The sequence below is a fragment of the Halomonas sp. BM-2019 genome, from assembly GCF_017584085.1.
Window position 1 is genome coordinate 1208223 of record NZ_CP071922.1, and the last position, 16637, is coordinate 1224859.

General features: G+C 68.7%; 16 protein-coding genes and 2 pseudogenes. 13 read left to right on the forward strand and 5 right to left on the reverse strand.

What is annotated here, in order from left to right; all coding sequences use genetic code 11:
- The 3 genes and pseudogenes from J5F18_RS06125 to J5F18_RS06135 all read right to left on the reverse strand — a co-directional run.
- Positions 1 to 1266: pseudogene (locus J5F18_RS06125) on the reverse strand (monovalent cation/H+ antiporter subunit D); the annotation flags it as partial.
- On the reverse strand, positions 1263 to 1604 hold the full coding sequence (locus tag J5F18_RS06130; RefSeq protein WP_346301416.1) for a Na+/H+ antiporter subunit C: 342 nt from the start codon (positions 1602 to 1604) through the stop codon (positions 1263 to 1265). The pseudogene J5F18_RS06125 and the gene J5F18_RS06130, both read right to left, overlap by 4 nt.
- Positions 1604 to 4415, reverse strand: a pseudogene (locus J5F18_RS06135) (monovalent cation/H+ antiporter subunit A). Before J5F18_RS06135 ends, J5F18_RS06130 begins: the two are co-directional and overlap by 1 nt.
- Before the next feature lie 389 nt (positions 4416 to 4804).
- On the opposite strand from J5F18_RS06135, the gene J5F18_RS06140 reads away from it, so the two are divergent.
- The 9 genes from J5F18_RS06140 to J5F18_RS06180 all read left to right on the forward strand — a co-directional run bounded on the left by J5F18_RS06140 (position 4805) and on the right by J5F18_RS06180 (position 12279).
- Entirely contained in the window at positions 4805 to 7135 is a 2331-nt protein-coding gene (locus J5F18_RS06140; protein WP_346302180.1) for a putative monovalent cation/H+ antiporter subunit A, read from the forward strand.
- The gene (locus tag J5F18_RS06145; protein WP_346301417.1) at positions 7128 to 7559 is read left to right on the forward strand and encodes a Na+/H+ antiporter subunit B; all 432 of its coding nucleotides are present in this window, start codon (positions 7128 to 7130) and stop codon (positions 7557 to 7559) included. Before J5F18_RS06140 ends, J5F18_RS06145 begins: the two co-directional genes overlap by 8 nt.
- 30 nt (positions 7560 to 7589) lie before the next feature.
- Complete coding sequence (locus J5F18_RS06150) at positions 7590 to 7937, forward strand: Na+/H+ antiporter subunit C (RefSeq protein ID WP_299316563.1); 348 nt, start codon at positions 7590 to 7592, stop codon at positions 7935 to 7937.
- Positions 7934 to 9511 (forward strand): Na+/H+ antiporter subunit D, encoded by a 1578-nt coding sequence (locus J5F18_RS06155; protein WP_346301418.1) that lies wholly within the window; start codon positions 7934 to 7936, stop codon positions 9509 to 9511. Before J5F18_RS06150 ends, J5F18_RS06155 begins: the two co-directional genes overlap by 4 nt.
- A complete protein-coding gene (locus J5F18_RS06160; RefSeq protein ID WP_346301419.1) occupies positions 9508 to 9981 on the forward strand; it encodes a Na+/H+ antiporter subunit E in 474 nt (157 codons plus the stop codon). Before J5F18_RS06155 ends, J5F18_RS06160 begins: the two co-directional genes overlap by 4 nt.
- A gap of 21 nt (positions 9982 to 10002) precedes the next feature.
- Entirely contained in the window at positions 10003 to 10272 is a 270-nt protein-coding gene (locus J5F18_RS06165) for a monovalent cation/H+ antiporter complex subunit F (RefSeq protein WP_346301420.1), read from the forward strand.
- Entirely contained in the window at positions 10265 to 10669 is a 405-nt protein-coding gene (mnhG, locus tag J5F18_RS06170) for a monovalent cation/H(+) antiporter subunit G (RefSeq protein ID WP_346301421.1), read from the forward strand. Before J5F18_RS06165 ends, mnhG begins: the two co-directional genes overlap by 8 nt.
- A 98-nt stretch (positions 10670 to 10767) precedes the next feature.
- On the forward strand, positions 10768 to 10959 hold the full coding sequence (locus J5F18_RS06175) for a hypothetical protein (protein WP_346301422.1): 192 nt from the start codon (positions 10768 to 10770) through the stop codon (positions 10957 to 10959).
- 36 nt (positions 10960 to 10995) lie between these two features.
- The gene (locus J5F18_RS06180) at positions 10996 to 12279 is read left to right on the forward strand and encodes a lytic murein transglycosylase (RefSeq protein ID WP_346301423.1); all 1284 of its coding nucleotides are present in this window, start codon (positions 10996 to 10998) and stop codon (positions 12277 to 12279) included.
- A gap of 7 nt (positions 12280 to 12286) precedes the next feature.
- On the opposite strand, the gene J5F18_RS06185 is transcribed toward J5F18_RS06180, so the two are convergent.
- A complete protein-coding gene (locus J5F18_RS06185) occupies positions 12287 to 12664 on the reverse strand; it encodes a hypothetical protein (RefSeq protein ID WP_346301424.1) in 378 nt (125 codons plus the stop codon).
- A 303-nt stretch (positions 12665 to 12967) separates the two neighbouring features.
- On the opposite strand from J5F18_RS06185, the gene J5F18_RS06190 reads away from it, so the two are divergent.
- On the forward strand, positions 12968 to 13501 hold the full coding sequence (locus J5F18_RS06190; protein WP_346302181.1) for an ATP-dependent zinc protease: 534 nt from the start codon (positions 12968 to 12970) through the stop codon (positions 13499 to 13501).
- A 48-nt stretch (positions 13502 to 13549) separates the two neighbouring features.
- On the opposite strand, the gene J5F18_RS06195 is transcribed toward J5F18_RS06190, so the two are convergent.
- Positions 13550 to 14263, reverse strand: coding sequence for a 16S rRNA (uracil(1498)-N(3))-methyltransferase (locus tag J5F18_RS06195; protein WP_346301425.1), 714 nt, complete (start codon positions 14261 to 14263; stop codon positions 13550 to 13552).
- 100 nt (positions 14264 to 14363) lie between these two features.
- Here J5F18_RS06195 and phaR point away from each other — a divergent pair, with 100 nt between their 5' ends.
- The 3 genes from phaR to J5F18_RS06210 all read left to right on the forward strand — a co-directional run.
- A complete protein-coding gene (gene phaR, locus J5F18_RS06200; protein ID WP_346301426.1) occupies positions 14364 to 14843 on the forward strand; it encodes a polyhydroxyalkanoate synthesis repressor PhaR in 480 nt (159 codons plus the stop codon).
- Positions 14844 to 14926: 83 nt separating this feature from the next.
- Entirely contained in the window at positions 14927 to 16213 is a 1287-nt protein-coding gene (gene purD / locus J5F18_RS06205) for a phosphoribosylamine--glycine ligase (RefSeq protein ID WP_346301427.1), read from the forward strand.
- A gap of 10 nt (positions 16214 to 16223) precedes the next feature.
- Positions 16224 to 16637 (forward strand): thioesterase family protein (locus J5F18_RS06210; protein ID WP_346301428.1); only part of this gene is annotated, 414 nt, incomplete at its 3' end.

Genomic DNA, 16637 nt, shown 5'->3' on the forward strand with positions numbered 1-16637 from the left:
TCAGCGCGCAGAGCCCGGCCAGCAGCAGCAGCGGCCATAGCCAGAGCCTCGCCGTGCCCTCGGCGGCCTGCATCAGCAGCAGCTTGCCCAGGGCGCCTGCCAGCGGCGGCAGGCCGGCTACGGCCACGGCGGCGACCAGGAAGATCCCCCCCAGCAGGTGGCGCTGGTAGAGGCGCCGGGCGCGCACCAGGCGGGTGCCGGCCTTGCCGCGCTGCTGGCCGATCAGCTCGGCGATCAGGTAGAGGGCGCCGCAGATCAGCGTGGTGTGCGGCAGGTAGTAGAGCAGGGCGGCGACGGCGTCCACGGAGCCCAACGCCAGGCCGGCCAGCAGGGTGCCCACCGAGACCAGCACCAGGTAGGCCACCAGGGTGCGCAGGTCCCGGGCCGCCAGCACGCCGACCCCGGCCAGGGCGATGGTGGCCAGACCCGCCCACCACAGCCAGGCGGTGCCTCGGCCGGGTGGCTGTCGGCGAAGATCAGCGACTGCACCCGCAGGATGGCGTAGAGGCCCAGCTTGGTCATGATGGCGAACAGCGCGGCCACCGGCGCCGGGGCCGCCGCATAGGTGCGGGGCAGCCAGAAGTAGAGGGGCAGCAGGGCCGCCTTGAGGCTGAAGACCACGACCAGCAGCAGGGCGCCGGCGGTGACCAGGGCGGCCTGGTCGCCGGACATCACCGCCACCCGACGGGCCATGTCGGCCATATTGAGGGTGCCGGTGGCACCGTAGAGTACCCCCAGCGCCACGATGAACAGCGCCGAGCCGGCCAGGTTGAGGATCACGTAGTGCAGCCCGGCGCCGATGCGCTCCTTGCTGCCGCCGTGCATCATCAGGGCGTAGGAGGCCAGCAGGGTGATCTCGAAGAAGACGAAGAGGTTGAACAGGTCGCCGGTCAGGAAGGCGCCATTGAGCCCCATCAGCTGCAGCTGGAAGAGGGCGTGGAAGTTGCTGCCGCGGGTGTCCTCGCCGGCACAGGCGAAGAGCACGCAGCCCAGCGCCAGCACTGCGGTGAGCAGCAGCATCAGCGTCGAGAGCCGGTCGGCCATCAGCACGATGCCGAAGGGCGCCTGCCAGTTGCCCAGGGCGTAGAAGGTCAGCTCGCCGCCGGCCGCCTGGGCCAGCAGCCAGGCGGCAACGAGCACCTGGGCCAGGCTCAGCCCGATGGCGACCCGACGGCGTCGGGTGTCGCCGGCCTGGCCAGCCAGCAGCAGGCCGATGGCGCCGATCATCGGAATCAGGATCGGCAGGGTGATCAGGTGCTGGATCATCGAGCGTCCCCCGCTTCACCCTGCTGGCCGTCGACGTGGTCGCTGCCCAGCTCGCTGCGCGCACGGATCGCCAGGATCACCACGAAGGCGGTCATGGCGAAGCCGATGACGATGGCGGTGAGCACCAGCGCCTGGGGCAGCGGGTCGGCGGGACTGATCGACTCGCCGATGACCGCAGCGGCATGGGTGTGGAGTCCGCCCGCGGAGAAGAGGAAGAGGTTGACCGCGTAGCCCAGCAGGGCCAGGCCGACGATGACCGGGAAGGTGCGTCCGCGCAGCAGCAGGTAGATGCCGCAGGCGGTGAGCACGCCGACCACCAGCGAGAAGAGGGCTTCCATCAGCGTTCCTCCAGGCGGGGGCGGTGGATCGTGGTGATCCCGCCCAGGTTGATCAGGATCATCAGGGTGGCGCCGACCACGGCCAGGTAGACCCCCAGGTCGAAGAGCATCGCCGAGGCGAGCTCGAAGCTGCCGATCAGCGGCAGGGTCACGTAGCCGAAGGTCGAAGTCAGGAAGGGGTAGCCGAACAGCCAGCTGGCCAGGCCCGTGGCCACGGCGATGGCCAGGCCGGAGACCGCCACCGCCGGGTAGGAGAGCGGCAGGCGCTCGCGGGTCCAGGCGTGGCCGCGGGCCATGTATTGCAGGATCAGCGCCACCGAGGTGATCAGGCCGGCGATGAAGCCGCCACCGGGCTGGTTGTGGCCGCGCAGGAAGATGTAGACCGATACCAGCAGGGCCAGCGGCAGCAGCAGCTGGGCGACGACCGCGAGGATCAGCGGGTAACGGTGGCGCGACCAGCGAATGCCTTCCAGGTTGCCCGCCGGCATGAACAGCCGCATGCGGTTGAGCAGCTTGAAGGTGGCCAAGCCGGCCAGGGTCAGCACGGTGATCTCGCCCAGGGTATCGAAGCCGCGGAAGTCCACCAGGATGACGTTGACCACGTTGGTCCCGCCGCCGCCGGGCACCGCCTCGCGCAGGAAGAAGTCGGCGATGGAGAGGGTCTCGCGGGTCAGCAGGGCGTAGTTGAGCATCGCCACCACCAGGCCCAGCGATACGGCCAGCACCAGGTCGCGCAGGATGCGCCGTCCCGAGACCAGCAGCGGCGGGCGCTGGGGCAGGAAGAACAGCGCCAGGATCAGCAGGATCATCGACACCACCTCCACCGAGAGCTGGGTCAGCGCCAGGTCGGGGGCGGAGAAGCGCACGAAGGTCAGCGAGACGGTGAGGCCCACCGTGGAGAGCATCAGCAGCGAGACCAGTCGCCAGCGATGGCTGAGCGCGCTGCCGATGGCGCCGAAGATCATCAGCGCCGCGCCCAGCACCAGCATGCCGTCCAGGGGCTGCAGCCCCTGGGGGCCGGTCAGGGCCTCGAGATGGGCCAGGCCGATGGCGACCATGACCAGGGCGGTGAGTACCAGCAGGGCCTGGTAGCGCTGCAGGGAGCCGTTCTCCAGGCGCAGGGTCAGCCACAGCGCCGCCTTGATCAGTCGCAGCACCGCGGCCTCGAAGATCCGCCCAGCGTCGCGGGCCGGGAAGAGGGTGGCCACCCGGGCCAGGCGGCGGTGCTGGCGCAGGACCAGCACCCCGGCGATCACCGCCGCCAGGCTCATGGCCAGCGGCAGGTTGAAGCCGTGCCACAGCGCCAGGGCGATCAGCGGCGTGGTATCCCCCTGCACCGCCAGGCTGGCGGCATTGACCAGGGGCGCGGCCAGGGTCATGGGGAAGAGCCCCACCGCCAGGCTCATGGCGGCCAGGAAGAGTCCAGGGGCGAGCATGCCGCGGGCCGGGTCATGGGCCTTGAGAGGGGGCTGGGCCTTCTGCTCGCGGGTCAGCTTGGGGGCAGCGAAGAACAGGCTCCAGATCAGCCGCAGGGAGTAGGCCACCGAGAGGGTGGCGGCCACCATCACCAGTAGCGGGATCAGGCCGCTCAGCGCCCCCAGCACGTCGTTGAGCAGGCTCTGCTCGAAGAGCATCTCCTTGGAGAGGAAGCCGTTGAAGGGCGGGAAGCCCGCCATGGCGGCGCCGGCCAGGAGCGTCATGGTGCCGGTCAGCGGCATCATGGCCCACAGTGCCCCCAGGCGGTCGATGTCGCGGGTACCGGTCTCGTGGTCGATGATCCCCACGCTCATGAACAGCGCCGCCTTGAAGGTGGCGTGGTTGAGGATATGGAACACCGCGGCGACGATGGCCAGCGGGCTGCCCAGGCCCAGCAGCAGGGTGATCAGCCCCAGGTGGCTCACCGTGGAGAAGGCCAGAATGCCCTTGAGGTCGCGCTCCAGCAGGGCGAACCAGGCGGCGTAGAGCATGGTGGCCAGGCCCACCAGGGAGAGTGCCACCGCCCACAGCTGGCTGTCGCCCAGCGCCGGGGTGAGCCGCGCCATCAGGAACACGCCCGCCTTGACCATGGTGGCCGAGTGCAGGAAGGCGGAGACCGGGGTGGGCGCGGCCATGGCGTGGGGCAGCCAGAAGTGGAAGGGGAACTGGGCCGACTTGGTGAAGGCCCCGAACAGCACCAGGGCCAGGATCAACGGGTAGTGCTCCGAGGCGCGGATCAGATCGCCGGCGGCGAGCACTTCGGCCAGGGCGAAGCTGCCCACCACATTGCCGATCAGCAGCAGGCCGGCCAGCAGCGCCAGGCCGCCGGCACCGGTGACCGCCAGCGCCATGCGCGCGCCGCGGCGGGCGTCGCTGCGGTGGCCCCAGAAGCCGATCAGCAGGAAGGAGGTGATACTGGTCAGCTCCCAGAACAGCCACAGCAGCAGCAGGTTGTCCGCCATGGCGATGCCGAGCATGGCGGTCATGAAGAGCATCATGTAGGCGAGGAAGCGCCCGTCGTCCTCGTCGGCGCTCAGGTAGTGGCCGGCGTAGTAGAGGATCAGGCTACCGATCCCCAGGATCAGCAGGGCGAAGAGCAGCGTGAGGCCGTCGATGCGCAGCGCCAGGTCGAGCCCCAGCTGGGACATCCAGGTCAGGGAGACGGAGACCACCTCGCCGGCGAACACCGTCGGGGCCTGGCTCAGCACCAGGGCCAGGGCCAGCAGGGGGGCGACGAGGGTGGCGAGGGTGCAGGTGCGGCGGCCGTGGCGAGAGGTGGCGATCGGCACCAGGGCGCCGAGCAGGGTGAGGAGGGGAATTCCACAGCAGTGCCATCGGTATGCTCATCCACGCTATGGCGGGAGCGTAATTGGCCAGGCCCGGCACCGCGTCAACGGTGCCCTTGGCCCGGGCAGCCACGTCACCGCCCGGCTCGTCTTCATCCCGACGGGGAGGGGGCCGTCAGGGCGCTGGTGTGCGGCAGCCGGGCGCAGCGAAAATTTGCATGATAATCATTCACTAATGATAAAATGCCGACTTTCGTTTATGGTGAGGCGTGGCCCGTTCTTGCCACTCGCCGGCGAGAGTCTATAGGCTTTCACTATCGTTATACAGGCCTCATGTGCTGCGCTGCGTCATCCATTAGGCGAATGCTGGCCCCGGTCAGCTCCGCCCGGGGGGCGCCCTTGGACCTTCGAACGAACCCGACCAGGAGAGAGACCTTGTTGCAATTCGCCGTGCTATCGGGATTCCTGCTGGCCGCCCTGGCGCCGCTCTTCCATCGCTGGTTCGGCGAGCGCACCAGCTTCTTCCTGGCCGCCTTCCCGGGCGCCCTGGCGCTCTGGTTCCTCGGCCAGCTGCCGGCGGTGATGGCCGGCGAGACCCTGGTACTCGCCATGGAGTGGGTGCCGTCGCTGGGCATGAGCCTGACCTTCGTCATCGATGGCCTCTCGCTGCTCTTCGCCCTGCTGGTGACCGGAATCGGCACCTTCGTGCTGATCTACGCCGGGGGCTACCTGCGGGGGCACCCGGATCTGGTGCGCTTCCACCTGGCGATCCTCGCCTTCATGGTCTCCATGCTGGGGCTGGTGCTGGCCGACGGCCTCTTCACCCTCTTCGTCTTCTGGGAGCTGACCAGCATCACCTCCTACCTGCTGATCGGCTTCAACCACACCGATCTGGAGGCGCGCAAGTCGGCCCGCCAGGGGCTCTTCGTCACCGTAGCCGGGGGGCTGGCGCTGATGGCGGGGCTGGCGATGCTGGGCGTGGCCGGCGGCAGCTGGTCGCTGGCCGAGCTCAACGCCATGGACGACGTGCTGCGCGAGCACGCCCTCTACACGCCGCTGCTGATCTGCCTGCTGCTCGGCGCCTTCACCAAGTCGGCGCAGTTCCCCTTCCACTTCTGGCTGCCCAACGCCATGGCGGCGCCGACCCCGGTCTCCGCCTACCTGCACTCGGCCACCATGGTCAAGGCGGGCATCTACCTGATGGCGCGCCTGCAGCCGAGCCTGGGCGGCACCGAGCTGTGGGTGGTCACCCTCTCGGTGGTGGGGGCGCTGACCATGTTCACCGGCGCCTTCCTGGCCATCCGCCACACCAACATCAAGAAGCTTCTGGCCTACTCCACGGTGATGGCCCTGGGCGCCCTGACCATGCTGCTGGGCATCGGCACCGAGGGGGCGCTGATCGCCTTTGTCACCTTCCTGCTCGCCCACTCCCTCTACAAGGGGGCGCTGTTCATGGTGGCCGGCATCCTCGACCACGAGACCGGCACCAAGGACGTCACCGCCATGGGCGGCCTGAGGCCGCTGATGCCGATCACCGCGGTGGTGGCCATGATCGCGGCCCTCTCGCTGGCCGGGGTGCCGCCGCTGTTCGGCTTCATCGGCAAGGAGCTGATGTTCGAGTCGGTGCTCGAGGCGAGCGCCTGGCGGTGGCTGATCGTGCTGCTGGCCTTCTCTGCGGCGATCCTGACCATCGCCGTGGCGGCCATCGTGGTGCTGCGGCCCTTTTTCGGCCAGCGTCGCCAGACGCCGCGGGTGGCCCACGAGGCCCCGGCCTCCATGCTGCTGGGGCCGGCGCTGCTGGCGCTGCTCTCCCTGCTGCTGGGGCTGCTGCCGGCCCTGGCCGGCACCGGCCTGCTTACCGCGGCCGCCTCGGCGGTGGCCGGCGAGCCGGTGGCGGTGTCGCTCTCCCTGTGGCACGGCATCAACCTGCCGCTGCTGATGTCGCTGGTGAGCCTGGCGCTGGGCTATCTGCTGTTCCAGCGCTGGGACCGCGTCAGGGCGCGCCTGGCGCGCCTCGAGCCCCTCATCGCCCGGGGGCCCGAGGCCGGCTACGACGCCTTCATGGACGGCGTGGTAGTGGTCTCCGAATGGCAGACTCGCCTACTCCAGAACGGCTACATGCGCAACTACATCCTGGTGATGGTCCTGACGGTGGTCGCCCTGGTGGCCAACTCGCTGCTGCTGCGCCATTCGCCCCAGTTTGCCTTCTCGCTGGACGTGCAGTTCCACGAGGCCATGGTGGTCGGCACCATGGTGATGGGGGCGCTGTTCGCCGCCATCGCCCGCTCGCGGCTCGGCGCCGTGGTCTCGGTGGGGATCATGGGCTTCTCCATCGCCCTGACCTTCATCCTGTTCAGCGCGCCCGACCTCGGCATCACCCAGCTGCTAGTGGAGACCCTGACGGTGATCCTGCTGGTGCTGGTGCTGTTCCGCCTGCCGCGCTTCTCGAGCCTCTCCACCCCGCTGGAGCGGGTGCGCGACGTGGCGGTGGCCGGCAGCCTGGGCGGGCTGATTACCCTGCTGGTGCTCACCTCCTGGAGCATCGACCAGTTCGTGCCGATCTCCGACTACATGATCGAGAACAGCGTGCCCCTGGCCCATGGGCGCAATATCGTCAACGTCATCCTGGTGGACTACCGGTCGCTGGATACCCTGGGCGAGATCTTCGTGCTGGCCCTGGCCGCCATCGGGGTCTTCGCCATGCTCAAGCTGCGCGCCCCGGATAAGCCCAGGAAGCCTGCCCCCGCCAAGGAGACCGTCGATGGTTAAGTCCGGCACCATCATCCTCAACACCGCGGCGCGGCTGCTGATGCCGCTGCAGCTGCTGTTCTCCATCTTCCTGCTGCTGCGCGGCCACGACGAGCCAGGCGGCGGCTTCATCGCCGGCCTGGTGGCGGCCGGTGCCTTCACCCTCTACCTCTTCGCCTTCGGGGTGACGGCGACCCGCAGCGTGCTGCGCATGGTGGATCCCCGGGACCTGATCGGCATGGGCCTGCTGCTGGGCATGATCTCGGTGGTGCCGGCCTGGTTCGTGGGGGAGGCCTTCCTCACCGCCCAATGGTGGGAGGTCCCCGGCATCGACTTCAAGGCCTCCACGCCACTGATCTTCGATATCGGCGTCTACCTGGCGGTGCTGGGGTCGGTGCTGACCATGGTGATGACCCTGATGGAGGTGGACAAGGATGAGCCCTGAGAATGCTGCCCACCGGACAGGAGATGCCCTATGGAACCCGTGATGGCCATCGCCATCGGCCTGCTCTACGCTGCAGCGATCTTCCTGATGCTGCGTCGCTCCATCGTCAAGCTGGTGATCGGGCTGATGCTGCTCTCCAACGCCGCCAACCTGCTGATCTTCACCTCGGCGGGGATGACCCGCGGGGCGCCGCCGCTGATCCCCGAGGGCATGCTGGCGCCCGCGGGCGCGGTGGCCGACCCCCTGCCCCAGGCGGTGGTGCTGACCGCCATCGTGATCGCCTTCGGCGTGCTGGCCTTCGCCGTGGTGCTGATTCGCCGGGCCTACGAGATCGTCAAGGCCGATGACCTGGACAAGATGAAGGATACCGACACGTGAGGCCCGAAGTCGCACTTCCCGTCCTCCTGCCGCTGCTGTCGGGCGCCGTCTCGCTGCTGTTCTGGCGCTCGCGACCCATGCAACGCTTCACCGCCGTGGCCGGCAACCTGGCCCTGCTGGTGGTCTCCCTGTGGCTGCTCACCTCGGTTCACCAGGATGGCTATGTGACCATCCAGATGGCCGGCTGGGAGGCGCCCTACGGCATCACCCTGGTGGCCGACATGCTCAGCGCGGTGATGATCGTGCTGACCGCCCTGATCGGCCTGGCGATCGCCATCTACTCGCTGGCCTCCACCGGGCCCGACCACGAGAAGTTCGGCTACTATCCGCTGATGCACCTGCTGCTGGCCGGGGTGGCCGGCGCCTTCCTCACCGGCGACATCTTCAACCTCTACGTCTGGTTCGAGGTGATGCTGGTGGCCAGCTTCGCGCTGCTGATCCTCGGCGGCGAGAAGGCGCAGATGGAGGGGGCCATCAAGTACGTGACCCTCAACCTGCTCGCCTCGGTGATCTTCCTCACCGCCATCGGCCTCACCTACGGCATGGTGGGCACCCTCAACATGGCCGACATCGCCCTGCGCCTGCACGAGGCGGAGCACCAGGGCATGGTGGAGGTGCTGGCGGTGATGTTCATGGTGGCCTTCGGCATCAAGGCGGCGGCCTTCCCGCTGTTCTTCTGGCTGCCGGCCTCCTACCACACGCCGCCGGTGGCGGTGTCGGCGCTGTTCGCCGGCCTGCTCACCAAGGTGGGGGTCTATTCGCTGTTCCGGGTCTTCACCCTGATGTTCGACGATACCCTGGACTACACCCAGGACCTGCTGCTCTGGGGCGCGGCCCTGACCATGGTCACCGGGGTGCTGGGCGCGGCGGCCCAGTACGAGTTCCGGCGCATCCTGTCGTTCCATATCGTCAGCCAGATCGGCTACATGATCCTGGGGCTGGCGCTCTACACGCCCCTGGCCATCGCCGGCGGCATCTTCGCGGTGATGCACAACATCGTGGTCAAGACCAACCTCTTCCTGATCAGCGGCATCACCCGGCGCCTGCAGGGCACCTACCAGCTGAAGAAGATGGGGGGGCTCTACAAGGAGCGCCCCTGGCTCGCCGCGGCCTTCTTCCTCTCCGCCTTCTCGCTGGCGGGCATCCCGCCGCTGTCGGGCTTCTTCGCCAAGTTCGTGATCGTGCGGGCCGGTATCGAGGCGGAGGCCTATGTGGTGACGGGTGTCGCCCTGGCGGTGGGCCTGATGACCCTCTACTCCATGGTCAAGATCTGGAACGAGGTGTTCTGGAAGGCGCTGCCCGAGGACAACCTGGTGCCCGAGCGGGAGACCGTTGTGGGCGACGACGGCCGGATGGTCAAGCCGAGCCTGTGGCTGATGACCCTGCCGGTAGGGGCCCTGGCCATCGCCTCGCTGCTGATCGGGGTCTTCGCCGAACCGCTGATGGGGATGATGAACACCATCGGCGTTCAACTGATGAACCCGCAGGGCTATATCGACGCCGTACTGGGCGCCAATGTCGACGTCACCGAGGCCCTTATCGAGGCGCCGCCAACCGAGGAGGTGAGCCCATGACCGGAGCCATCTGGAACCTGCTGCTGGCGCTGGCCTGGGTCATCCTCAGCGGCGACTTCACCGGCCTCAACCTGGTGGTGGGCCTGGTGTTCGGCTACATCACCCTGGTGCTGATCGAGCCCCAGGTGGAGTCCCTGAAGGGCTACCCGGCGCGCATCCCGCGGATCCTGCGCTTCATCGGCTTCTTCATCCGGGAGCTGTTGATGGCCAACCTCAAGGTGGCCTTCGATATCCTGACGCCGCCCTGGCACATGAAGCCCGGGGTGATCGCCCTGCCGCTGGAGGCGCGCACCGAACTGGAGATCACCATGGTGGCCAACCTGATCTCGCTGACCCCCGGCACCCTGAGCCTGGACGTCTCCGACGACCGCAAGGTGCTCTTCATCCACGCCATGTTCCTCGACGATGAGGAGGAGCTGCGCCGCAACCTCAAGGAAATGGAATACCGTGCCCTGGAACTGTTTCGCTGAGCCTGGCCGCGAGGTGCCGACATGGAGATCGTGATCCTGATCAGCCAGGTCATCATGAGCCTGGCGCTGATCCTCGCCTTCGTGCGAGTGGTGCGCGGCCCCAGCCTGCCCGACCGGGTGGTGGCCCTGGAACTCTTCGCCAGCATCGTGGTGGGCCTGGTGGGGCTCTACGCCATCAAGTCCGACGTCTCGAGCTTCATCGATGCCGCCATCGTCATCGCCCTGATGGGGTTTCTGGCCGCCATCGGGTTCGCCCGCTTCCTGGAGCGTGGAGGACCGCGCGATGATTGACTTCGTCAAGGGAACCTTCATCATCGCTGGCGGCCTGCTGATGCTGCTGGCCTCGCTGGGCATCCTGCGCCTGCCCGACCTGCTCACCCGCATGCATGCCACCACCAAGGCGGCGGCCCTCGGGGTGATCCTGATCATGCTGGCGGTGGCGGTGCACTTCGCCGAGGTCGGGGTGTCGGCGCGGGCCTTCGCCATCATCGTGTTTATCCTGATGACCGCCCCGGTGGCCGCCCATGTGATCGGCCGGGCCGGCTACTTCGTCGGCTCCAAGCTGTGGAGCGGCACGGTCAAGGACGAGCTGCGCCCCAACTATGACCCCCTCACCCACGAGCTGAAGAGTGGCTGCGAGACCGAGGCCAACGCCCGGCGCGAGCCGAAGGAGAGCGACTCCACCTGAGGTGCCAGGTCGATGCCAGCAGAGGCCGCCTTCGGGCGGCCTCTGCCGTGATGGGCCGGCCGATGCGCCGGTCGTCGGGAACCGGACAAGGAGATGCCATGACCCTCGCTGCCCTTCCTCGACTGGCCCTGGGGCTGGCGGGCCTGATTTCCTTCCTGGCCAACGCCGCCCTGGCCTGGTGGGCGCCGCTCGCCTGGCAGCTGGTGGCCATCCCGGCCTTCCTCTACTACAGCGCGGTGATCCTCGCCTTCCTGGGCGGGGCTGGTGGTGCCGGCCGATCTGCGCGATGATCGGCCCACTGCCTGACCATGGAGAGCGGAAGCGATATGAAACGGATGCTTGGCCTGAGCCTGGTGCTCGGCCTGCTGGCCGGCTGCCAGAGCGGTCCCGCCCGGGAAGCCAGTGCGGCCGACGAGCCGAGAAAGGAGGCGACCTCGGAGTCGGCGTCGGCCGAGGCCGCTGCACGGGGCGCCGAGGCCGAGCCGGCCCCGCCCGCCGATTTCGACGCCTGGCTGGCCAGGTTCCGCCGCGAGGCCCGCGGCGAGGGAATCTCGGAGCGGACCCTGGCCCGCGCCCTGGACGGCGTGCGGTTTCGGCCGCGGGTGATCGAGCTCGACCGTTCCCAGCCGGAGTTCGTGCGCCCCATCTGGCAATACCTGGACAGCGCGGTCTCCGCCCAGCGGGTCTCGCAGGGGCGGGCCAAGCTGGCCGAGCACCGCGACACCGCGCGGCGCATGGAGCAGCGCTACGGCGTGCCCGCCGAGGTGATCGTGGCGATCTGGGGGATCGAGAGCAACTACGGGGGCAACTTCGGCGACTTCTCCACCCTGGAGGCGCTGGCGACGCTGGCCTTCGATGGGCGCCGCCGCGACTTCGCCCGGGGCGAGCTGCTGGCGGCCCTGCGCATCATCGACGCCGGGGATATCGCCCCGGAGCGCATGATCGGTTCCTGGGCGGGGGCCATGGGCCATACCCAGTTCATCCCCTCCAGCTTCGAGGCCTACGCCGTGGACGGCGACGGCGACGGCCGCCGCGACATCTGGGGCAGCATTCCCGATGTCATGGCCTCCACCGCCAACTATCTGGCCCGGGCCGGCTGGCAGCCGGGGCAGCCCTGGGGGGTGGAGGTGACGCTACCGGCGGGCTTCGACCATGCCCAGACGGAGCTCTCCACCCGGCGCTCGGCCCGCGAGTGGACCGAGCAGGGGGTGCGCCCGGTCGGCGGCGGGGCGCTGCCCGATTTCGACACGGCCTCGGTGCTCGTGCCGGCCGGGGCGAGCGGGCCGGCCTTCCTGGTGGGCCCCAACTACCGGGCCATCCTGCGCTACAACAATGCCACCAGCTATGCCCTGGCAGTGGGCACCCTGGCCGATCGGATCGCCGGACGCGACGGCATCGCCCAGAGCTGGCCTCGTGATGAGCAGCCGTTGATGCGCCGCCAGGTGCGCGAGATGCAGCAGGCGCTCAATGCCCGCGGCTTCGATGTCGGCAGCCCGGACGGCATCATGGGGCCCAACACCCGCCGCGGCCTGCGCGCCTACCAGCAGTCGATCGGCGTGACCCCGGATGGCTTCGCCACCCTGCGCCTGCTCGAGCGACTGCAGCGTTGACGGGGCTTCAGTTGGCGTCGAGGGCATCGCCGATCGCCTGGCCGACGCGCTCGACGTCTTCCCGGGTGGTTTCCCAGGCCTCGCGTGCCCGCTCCCGGGCCAGCTCCCACCACGCCTGGTCGTAGCGCGGCAGCTCTTCGAAGGCATCTTCGTGGATCTCGACGACCACGTCGTGGGTGATCCTGCCCTCGTCGTCCTCGTAGGAGAGCAGCCGATAGCCCTCGTTGCTGATCACCACCGCGTCATCGCCGATGCCCAGGCTGTTGTGGGGACGGACCACCAGGGCGTGTACCTGGCGGTCGTCGCCGAGCAGGATGTCGGTCACTTCACCGGCCTCGCTGTCCGGTGCTGCCTCGAAGTGAACCTCGGCATCGAGGATCGACATGACTGAATAGAGTCCCTGAGGTTCGGACTCGGCCTGGGCATGTGCGGTCAGGCTGGCCGCCAGTAATGCGGCACTAGTGGTGAGTGACGCTCTTGCAACACCTTGATATTTCATGGGTTGACCTCCTCGCCTGGCGGTGGCGCCAGTGTCGGGTGGTGAGTTCACGGAGAAATGGATGCCGCCATGCTCTTCAGCCTTGAGGAGTGAAGCGCTATCGTCAAGCAACTCCCGACAGGGGCTATACACGAAGGAGGGGTATTCATGCGATCGACCATCTCTGGCTGGCGGCTGCCGGCGGCGATGATGGGCCTGCTGGTGAGCCTTGCCTCACCGGCCATGGCCGCGGACAGCGACGCGGTGTTCGGCTGGGTGGAGCGCGCCACCATCGAGCCCTGGGGCGTGGCGGTGAAGGCCAAGCTGGACAGCGGTGCGCTCACCTCCTCGCTGGACGCCCGGGAGATCGAGAGCTTAGAGCGCGACGGTGAGGAGTGGGTGAGCTTTCGGCTCAAGCTCGAGGACAGCGCCAGCGGCGAGGTCTTCTCGGAGACCCTCGAGCTGCCGGTCTACCGCGACCTGAGGGTCCGAGGGGCCGGCGGGCGTGACGAGCGTCCCGTGGTCTTGATGAGGATCTGCATGGGCGACACCGTCTACGAGGAGCAGTTCAGCCTGCGCGATCGTGGCGAGATGCTCTATCCGCTGTTGCTGGGCCGGCGCACCATCAGCCACCTGGGCCTGCTTGACGTGCGCGATACCTTCCTGCAGTCGCCCGAGTGCGACGAGAACTCGCCGCTGCGGGAGCATGAGCCGGACGCGATGGGCGAGGGGCATGAGGGCTAGGCCGTCTCGGGAGCCACCCGGCCTGGCGCCGCCCGTGGTCGGCGAGGGCTAGAAGAGCCGGGCCAGCAGTGCGGTGACGGCGGTCTCCACGCGCAGGATGCGCGGCCCCAGGTGAATGCCCTCGCAGCCCGCCTCGAGCAGTTTCTCGACCTCCCAGGGAATGAAGCCCCCCTCCGGCCCCACCAGCAGCAGGGTGGGGGCCTCGATGTCCCGCGGGCAGGCGTTGGCCATTCCCGGGTGGGCCAGCAGGCCGCGGCGAGTTTCGAGCAGGCCGGGCAGCACGTCCTCCACGAAGGGGCGGAACCCCCTGGCCAGGGTCACCTCCGGCAGCACGGTGTCCCGGGCCTGTTCCAGCCCCAGCACGAGATGCTGGTGAATTTTCGCGGCGTCCAACTCCGGCGACATCCAGTAGCTCTTCTCCACCCGGCGAGTGTGCAGCAGGGTGATCGCCTTCGCTCCCAGGGCGGTGGCATGTTCCAGGGTGCGCGCCAGCATGCGAGGGCGCGGCAGGGCCAGTGCCAGATGCACCGGCAGGGCCGGTGGGGGGGGCTGGTCCAGGGGCTCCAGGGCGAAGGTGGCCGCTTCGGCGTCGAGGCCGATCAGTTCGCCCTGGCCGATGCCCCCTCCCAGGAGGCCCAGGGTAAGCCGGTCGCCGGGCCGTGCGCGGTGCACCTCGCGCAGGTGGCGAAGGCGGCGCGGGTCGCTCACCCGGGCCAGCCGGTTGTTCTCGATCTCCTCCGGGGAGAGCAGAATCAGGTTCATCGGTGCCTCGCGTTGGCGGTATGCCTTGCATGGTGGGTGTCGCGGTGCACAATAGCCGTACAGGGGCAACCGCCCCCGACATCGACCGAGGAGCAGCGCCGTGCGCGTGATTCGCAAGTATGCCAACCGCAGACTCTATGATACCGAACAGAGCCACTATGTGACCCTCGAAGATCTGCGCCAGCTGGTGCTGGACGACGTACCCTTCCGCGTCGAGGACGCCAAGAGCGGTGAGGACCTGACCCGTACCATCCTGCTGTCGATCATCATCGAGCAGGAGCAGGCCGACGGTGACGCCGAGGTGTTCTCCAACGACCTGCTGGCCCAGTTCATCCGCGTCTACGACATGGCCCAGCCGCTGCCCCTGGCCCGCTACCTGGAGCAGGGCACCCGGCTGATGATGGAGCAGCAGCAGCGCATGCAGGACCAGTGGCAGCAGGCCATGCGCCACTCGCCCATGGAGTTGATGCGCGAGTTGGCTGAGGAAAACATGCGCTTCTGGCAGCAGACCATTGGTCAGGTCCCCGGCAACGGTGGCAACGGCGGCAACGGCGGCAAGGACGATGACGAGAAACCCTGAGGGCCGGGCGCGGTCCCCGGCTTTCTGACATAATGCCGTCTCGGCTCGTCGAGCTTTCGGTTCGCAGAAGGAAGGTGGAACGGATGAAGGTGCTGATCATCGGCGGCGGTGGCCGCGAACATGCCCTGGCCTGGAAGGTCGCTCAGTCGCCCCTGGTGTCCCAGGTCTGTGTGGCGCCCGGCAATGCCGGAACCGCCCGGGAGGCCGGACTGGCCAACGTCGACATCGCGGTGGATGACCTCGACGGCCTGGTGGCCTTCGCCTGCGACGAGGGCATCGACCTGACCATCGTCGGTCCCGAGGCGCCGCTGGTGGCCGGGGTGGTGGACCGTTTCCGCGAGGCGGGCCTGGCGATCTTCGGCCCCAGCGCCGGGGCTGCCCAGCTCGAGGGCTCCAAGTCCTTCACCAAGGACTTCCTGGCGCGCCATGCCATCCCCACCGCCGACTACCGCACCTTCACCGAGGTGGCGCCGGCGCTTGAGTATCTCGCCGAGCAGGGCGCCCCCATCGTGATCAAGGCCGATGGCCTGGCCGCCGGCAAGGGCGTGATCGTGGCCATGACCCGGTCGGAGGCCGAGGCCGCGGTGCGCGACATGCTCGAGGCCAACGCCTTCGGCGACGCCGGCGCCCGGGTGGTGATCGAGGAGTTCCTAGACGGCGAGGAGGCGAGCTTCATCGTCATGGTGGACGGCGAGACGGTGTTGCCCATGGCCACCAGCCAGGACCACAAGCGGGTAGGGGAGGGCGACACCGGCCCCAACACCGGTGGCATGGGCGCCTACTCCCCGGCCCCGGTGGTCACTGACGAGGTGCATGCGCGGATCATGGAACGGGTGATCCTGCCCACGGTGCGTGGCATGGCGGCCGAGGGGCACCCCTACACCGGCTTCCTCTACGCGGGACTGATGATCGACGCGGCGGGCAACCCCAAGGTGATCGAGTACAACTGCCGCTTCGGTGATCCCGAGACCCAGCCGATCATGCTGCGCCTCGCGTCCGACCTCGCCGAGCTCTGCCTGGCCGGCGCCACCGGCCAGCTTGCCGGCAAGGCGTGCGACTGGGATCCGCGTGCCGCGGTGGGGGTGGTGCTGGCCGCCGGCGGCTATCCCGGCAGCTACCGCAAGAATGACCCCATCGAGGGCATCGAGGCCGCCGAGGCCACCGGCTGCAAGGTGTTCCACGCCGGCACGGTGGAGCAGGGCGGTCGGCTGGTCACTGCCGGCGGGCGGGTGCTCTGCGTCACCGCCCTGGGCGAGGGGGTCTCGGCCGCCGCCGAGCAGGCCTACCGCGGCGTCGAGGCCATCCGCTGGGAGGGCATGCTGTGCCGGCGCGATATCGCCTACCGGGCCATCGCCCGGGAGGGTGTTTAAGGAGGCAGGTATGGAGCGCGTCAGGCTCGACTTTCCCGAAGCCGCCATCGTGCATCGTCACCCGCTGACGGTGCGCGTCACCGACATGAACTACGGTCGCCACCTGGGCCATGACACCCTGGTGTCGCTGCTCCACGAGGCGCGCATCCAGGCCTTCGGCGCCCTGGGACTCACCGAGTGGGACCTGGGCGGCTACCCGAGCGTGGTGGCGGACCTCGCCGTCCAGTACCAGTCCGAGGCGCGCTGGCCCGACGCCCTGGTGGTGGAGACCGCCATGTCGCCCCTCGCCGGACGGGTGATCACCGTCTACCATCGCGTCTGCCACGCCGAGGGCGGCCGCCCCGTGGCCACGGCCCGGCTCAACATGCTGCTCGTCGACCCGGCCAGCGCGCGGCCGGTGGCGATCCCCGAGGCCGTGCGCACG

Coding starts and splice junctions, on each gene's coding strand:
- mnhG (WP_346301421.1), top strand. CDS start 10,265: ATGATTGACTTCGTCAAGGGAACCTTCATCATCGCTGGCGGCCTGCTG.
- J5F18_RS06180 (WP_346301423.1), top strand. CDS start 10,996: ATGAAACGGATGCTTGGCCTGAGCCTGGTGCTCGGCCTGCTGGCCGGC.
- J5F18_RS06195 (WP_346301425.1), bottom strand. CDS start 14,263: ATGAACCTGATTCTGCTCTCCCCGGAGGAGATCGAGAACAACCGGCTG.
- purD (WP_346301427.1), top strand. CDS start 14,927: ATGAAGGTGCTGATCATCGGCGGCGGTGGCCGCGAACATGCCCTGGCC.
- J5F18_RS06165 (WP_346301420.1), top strand. CDS start 10,003: ATGGAGATCGTGATCCTGATCAGCCAGGTCATCATGAGCCTGGCGCTG.
- J5F18_RS06160 (WP_346301419.1), top strand. CDS start 9,508: ATGACCGGAGCCATCTGGAACCTGCTGCTGGCGCTGGCCTGGGTCATC.
- J5F18_RS06145 (WP_346301417.1), top strand. CDS start 7,128: ATGGTTAAGTCCGGCACCATCATCCTCAACACCGCGGCGCGGCTGCTG.
- J5F18_RS06130 (WP_346301416.1), bottom strand. CDS start 1,604: ATGGAAGCCCTCTTCTCGCTGGTGGTCGGCGTGCTCACCGCCTGCGGC.
- J5F18_RS06190 (WP_346302181.1), top strand. CDS start 12,968: ATGGGCCTGCTGGTGAGCCTTGCCTCACCGGCCATGGCCGCGGACAGC.
- J5F18_RS06175 (WP_346301422.1), top strand. CDS start 10,768: ATGACCCTCGCTGCCCTTCCTCGACTGGCCCTGGGGCTGGCGGGCCTG.
- J5F18_RS06150 (WP_299316563.1), top strand. CDS start 7,590: ATGGAACCCGTGATGGCCATCGCCATCGGCCTGCTCTACGCTGCAGCG.
- J5F18_RS06185 (WP_346301424.1), bottom strand. CDS start 12,664: ATGTCGATCCTCGATGCCGAGGTTCACTTCGAGGCAGCACCGGACAGC.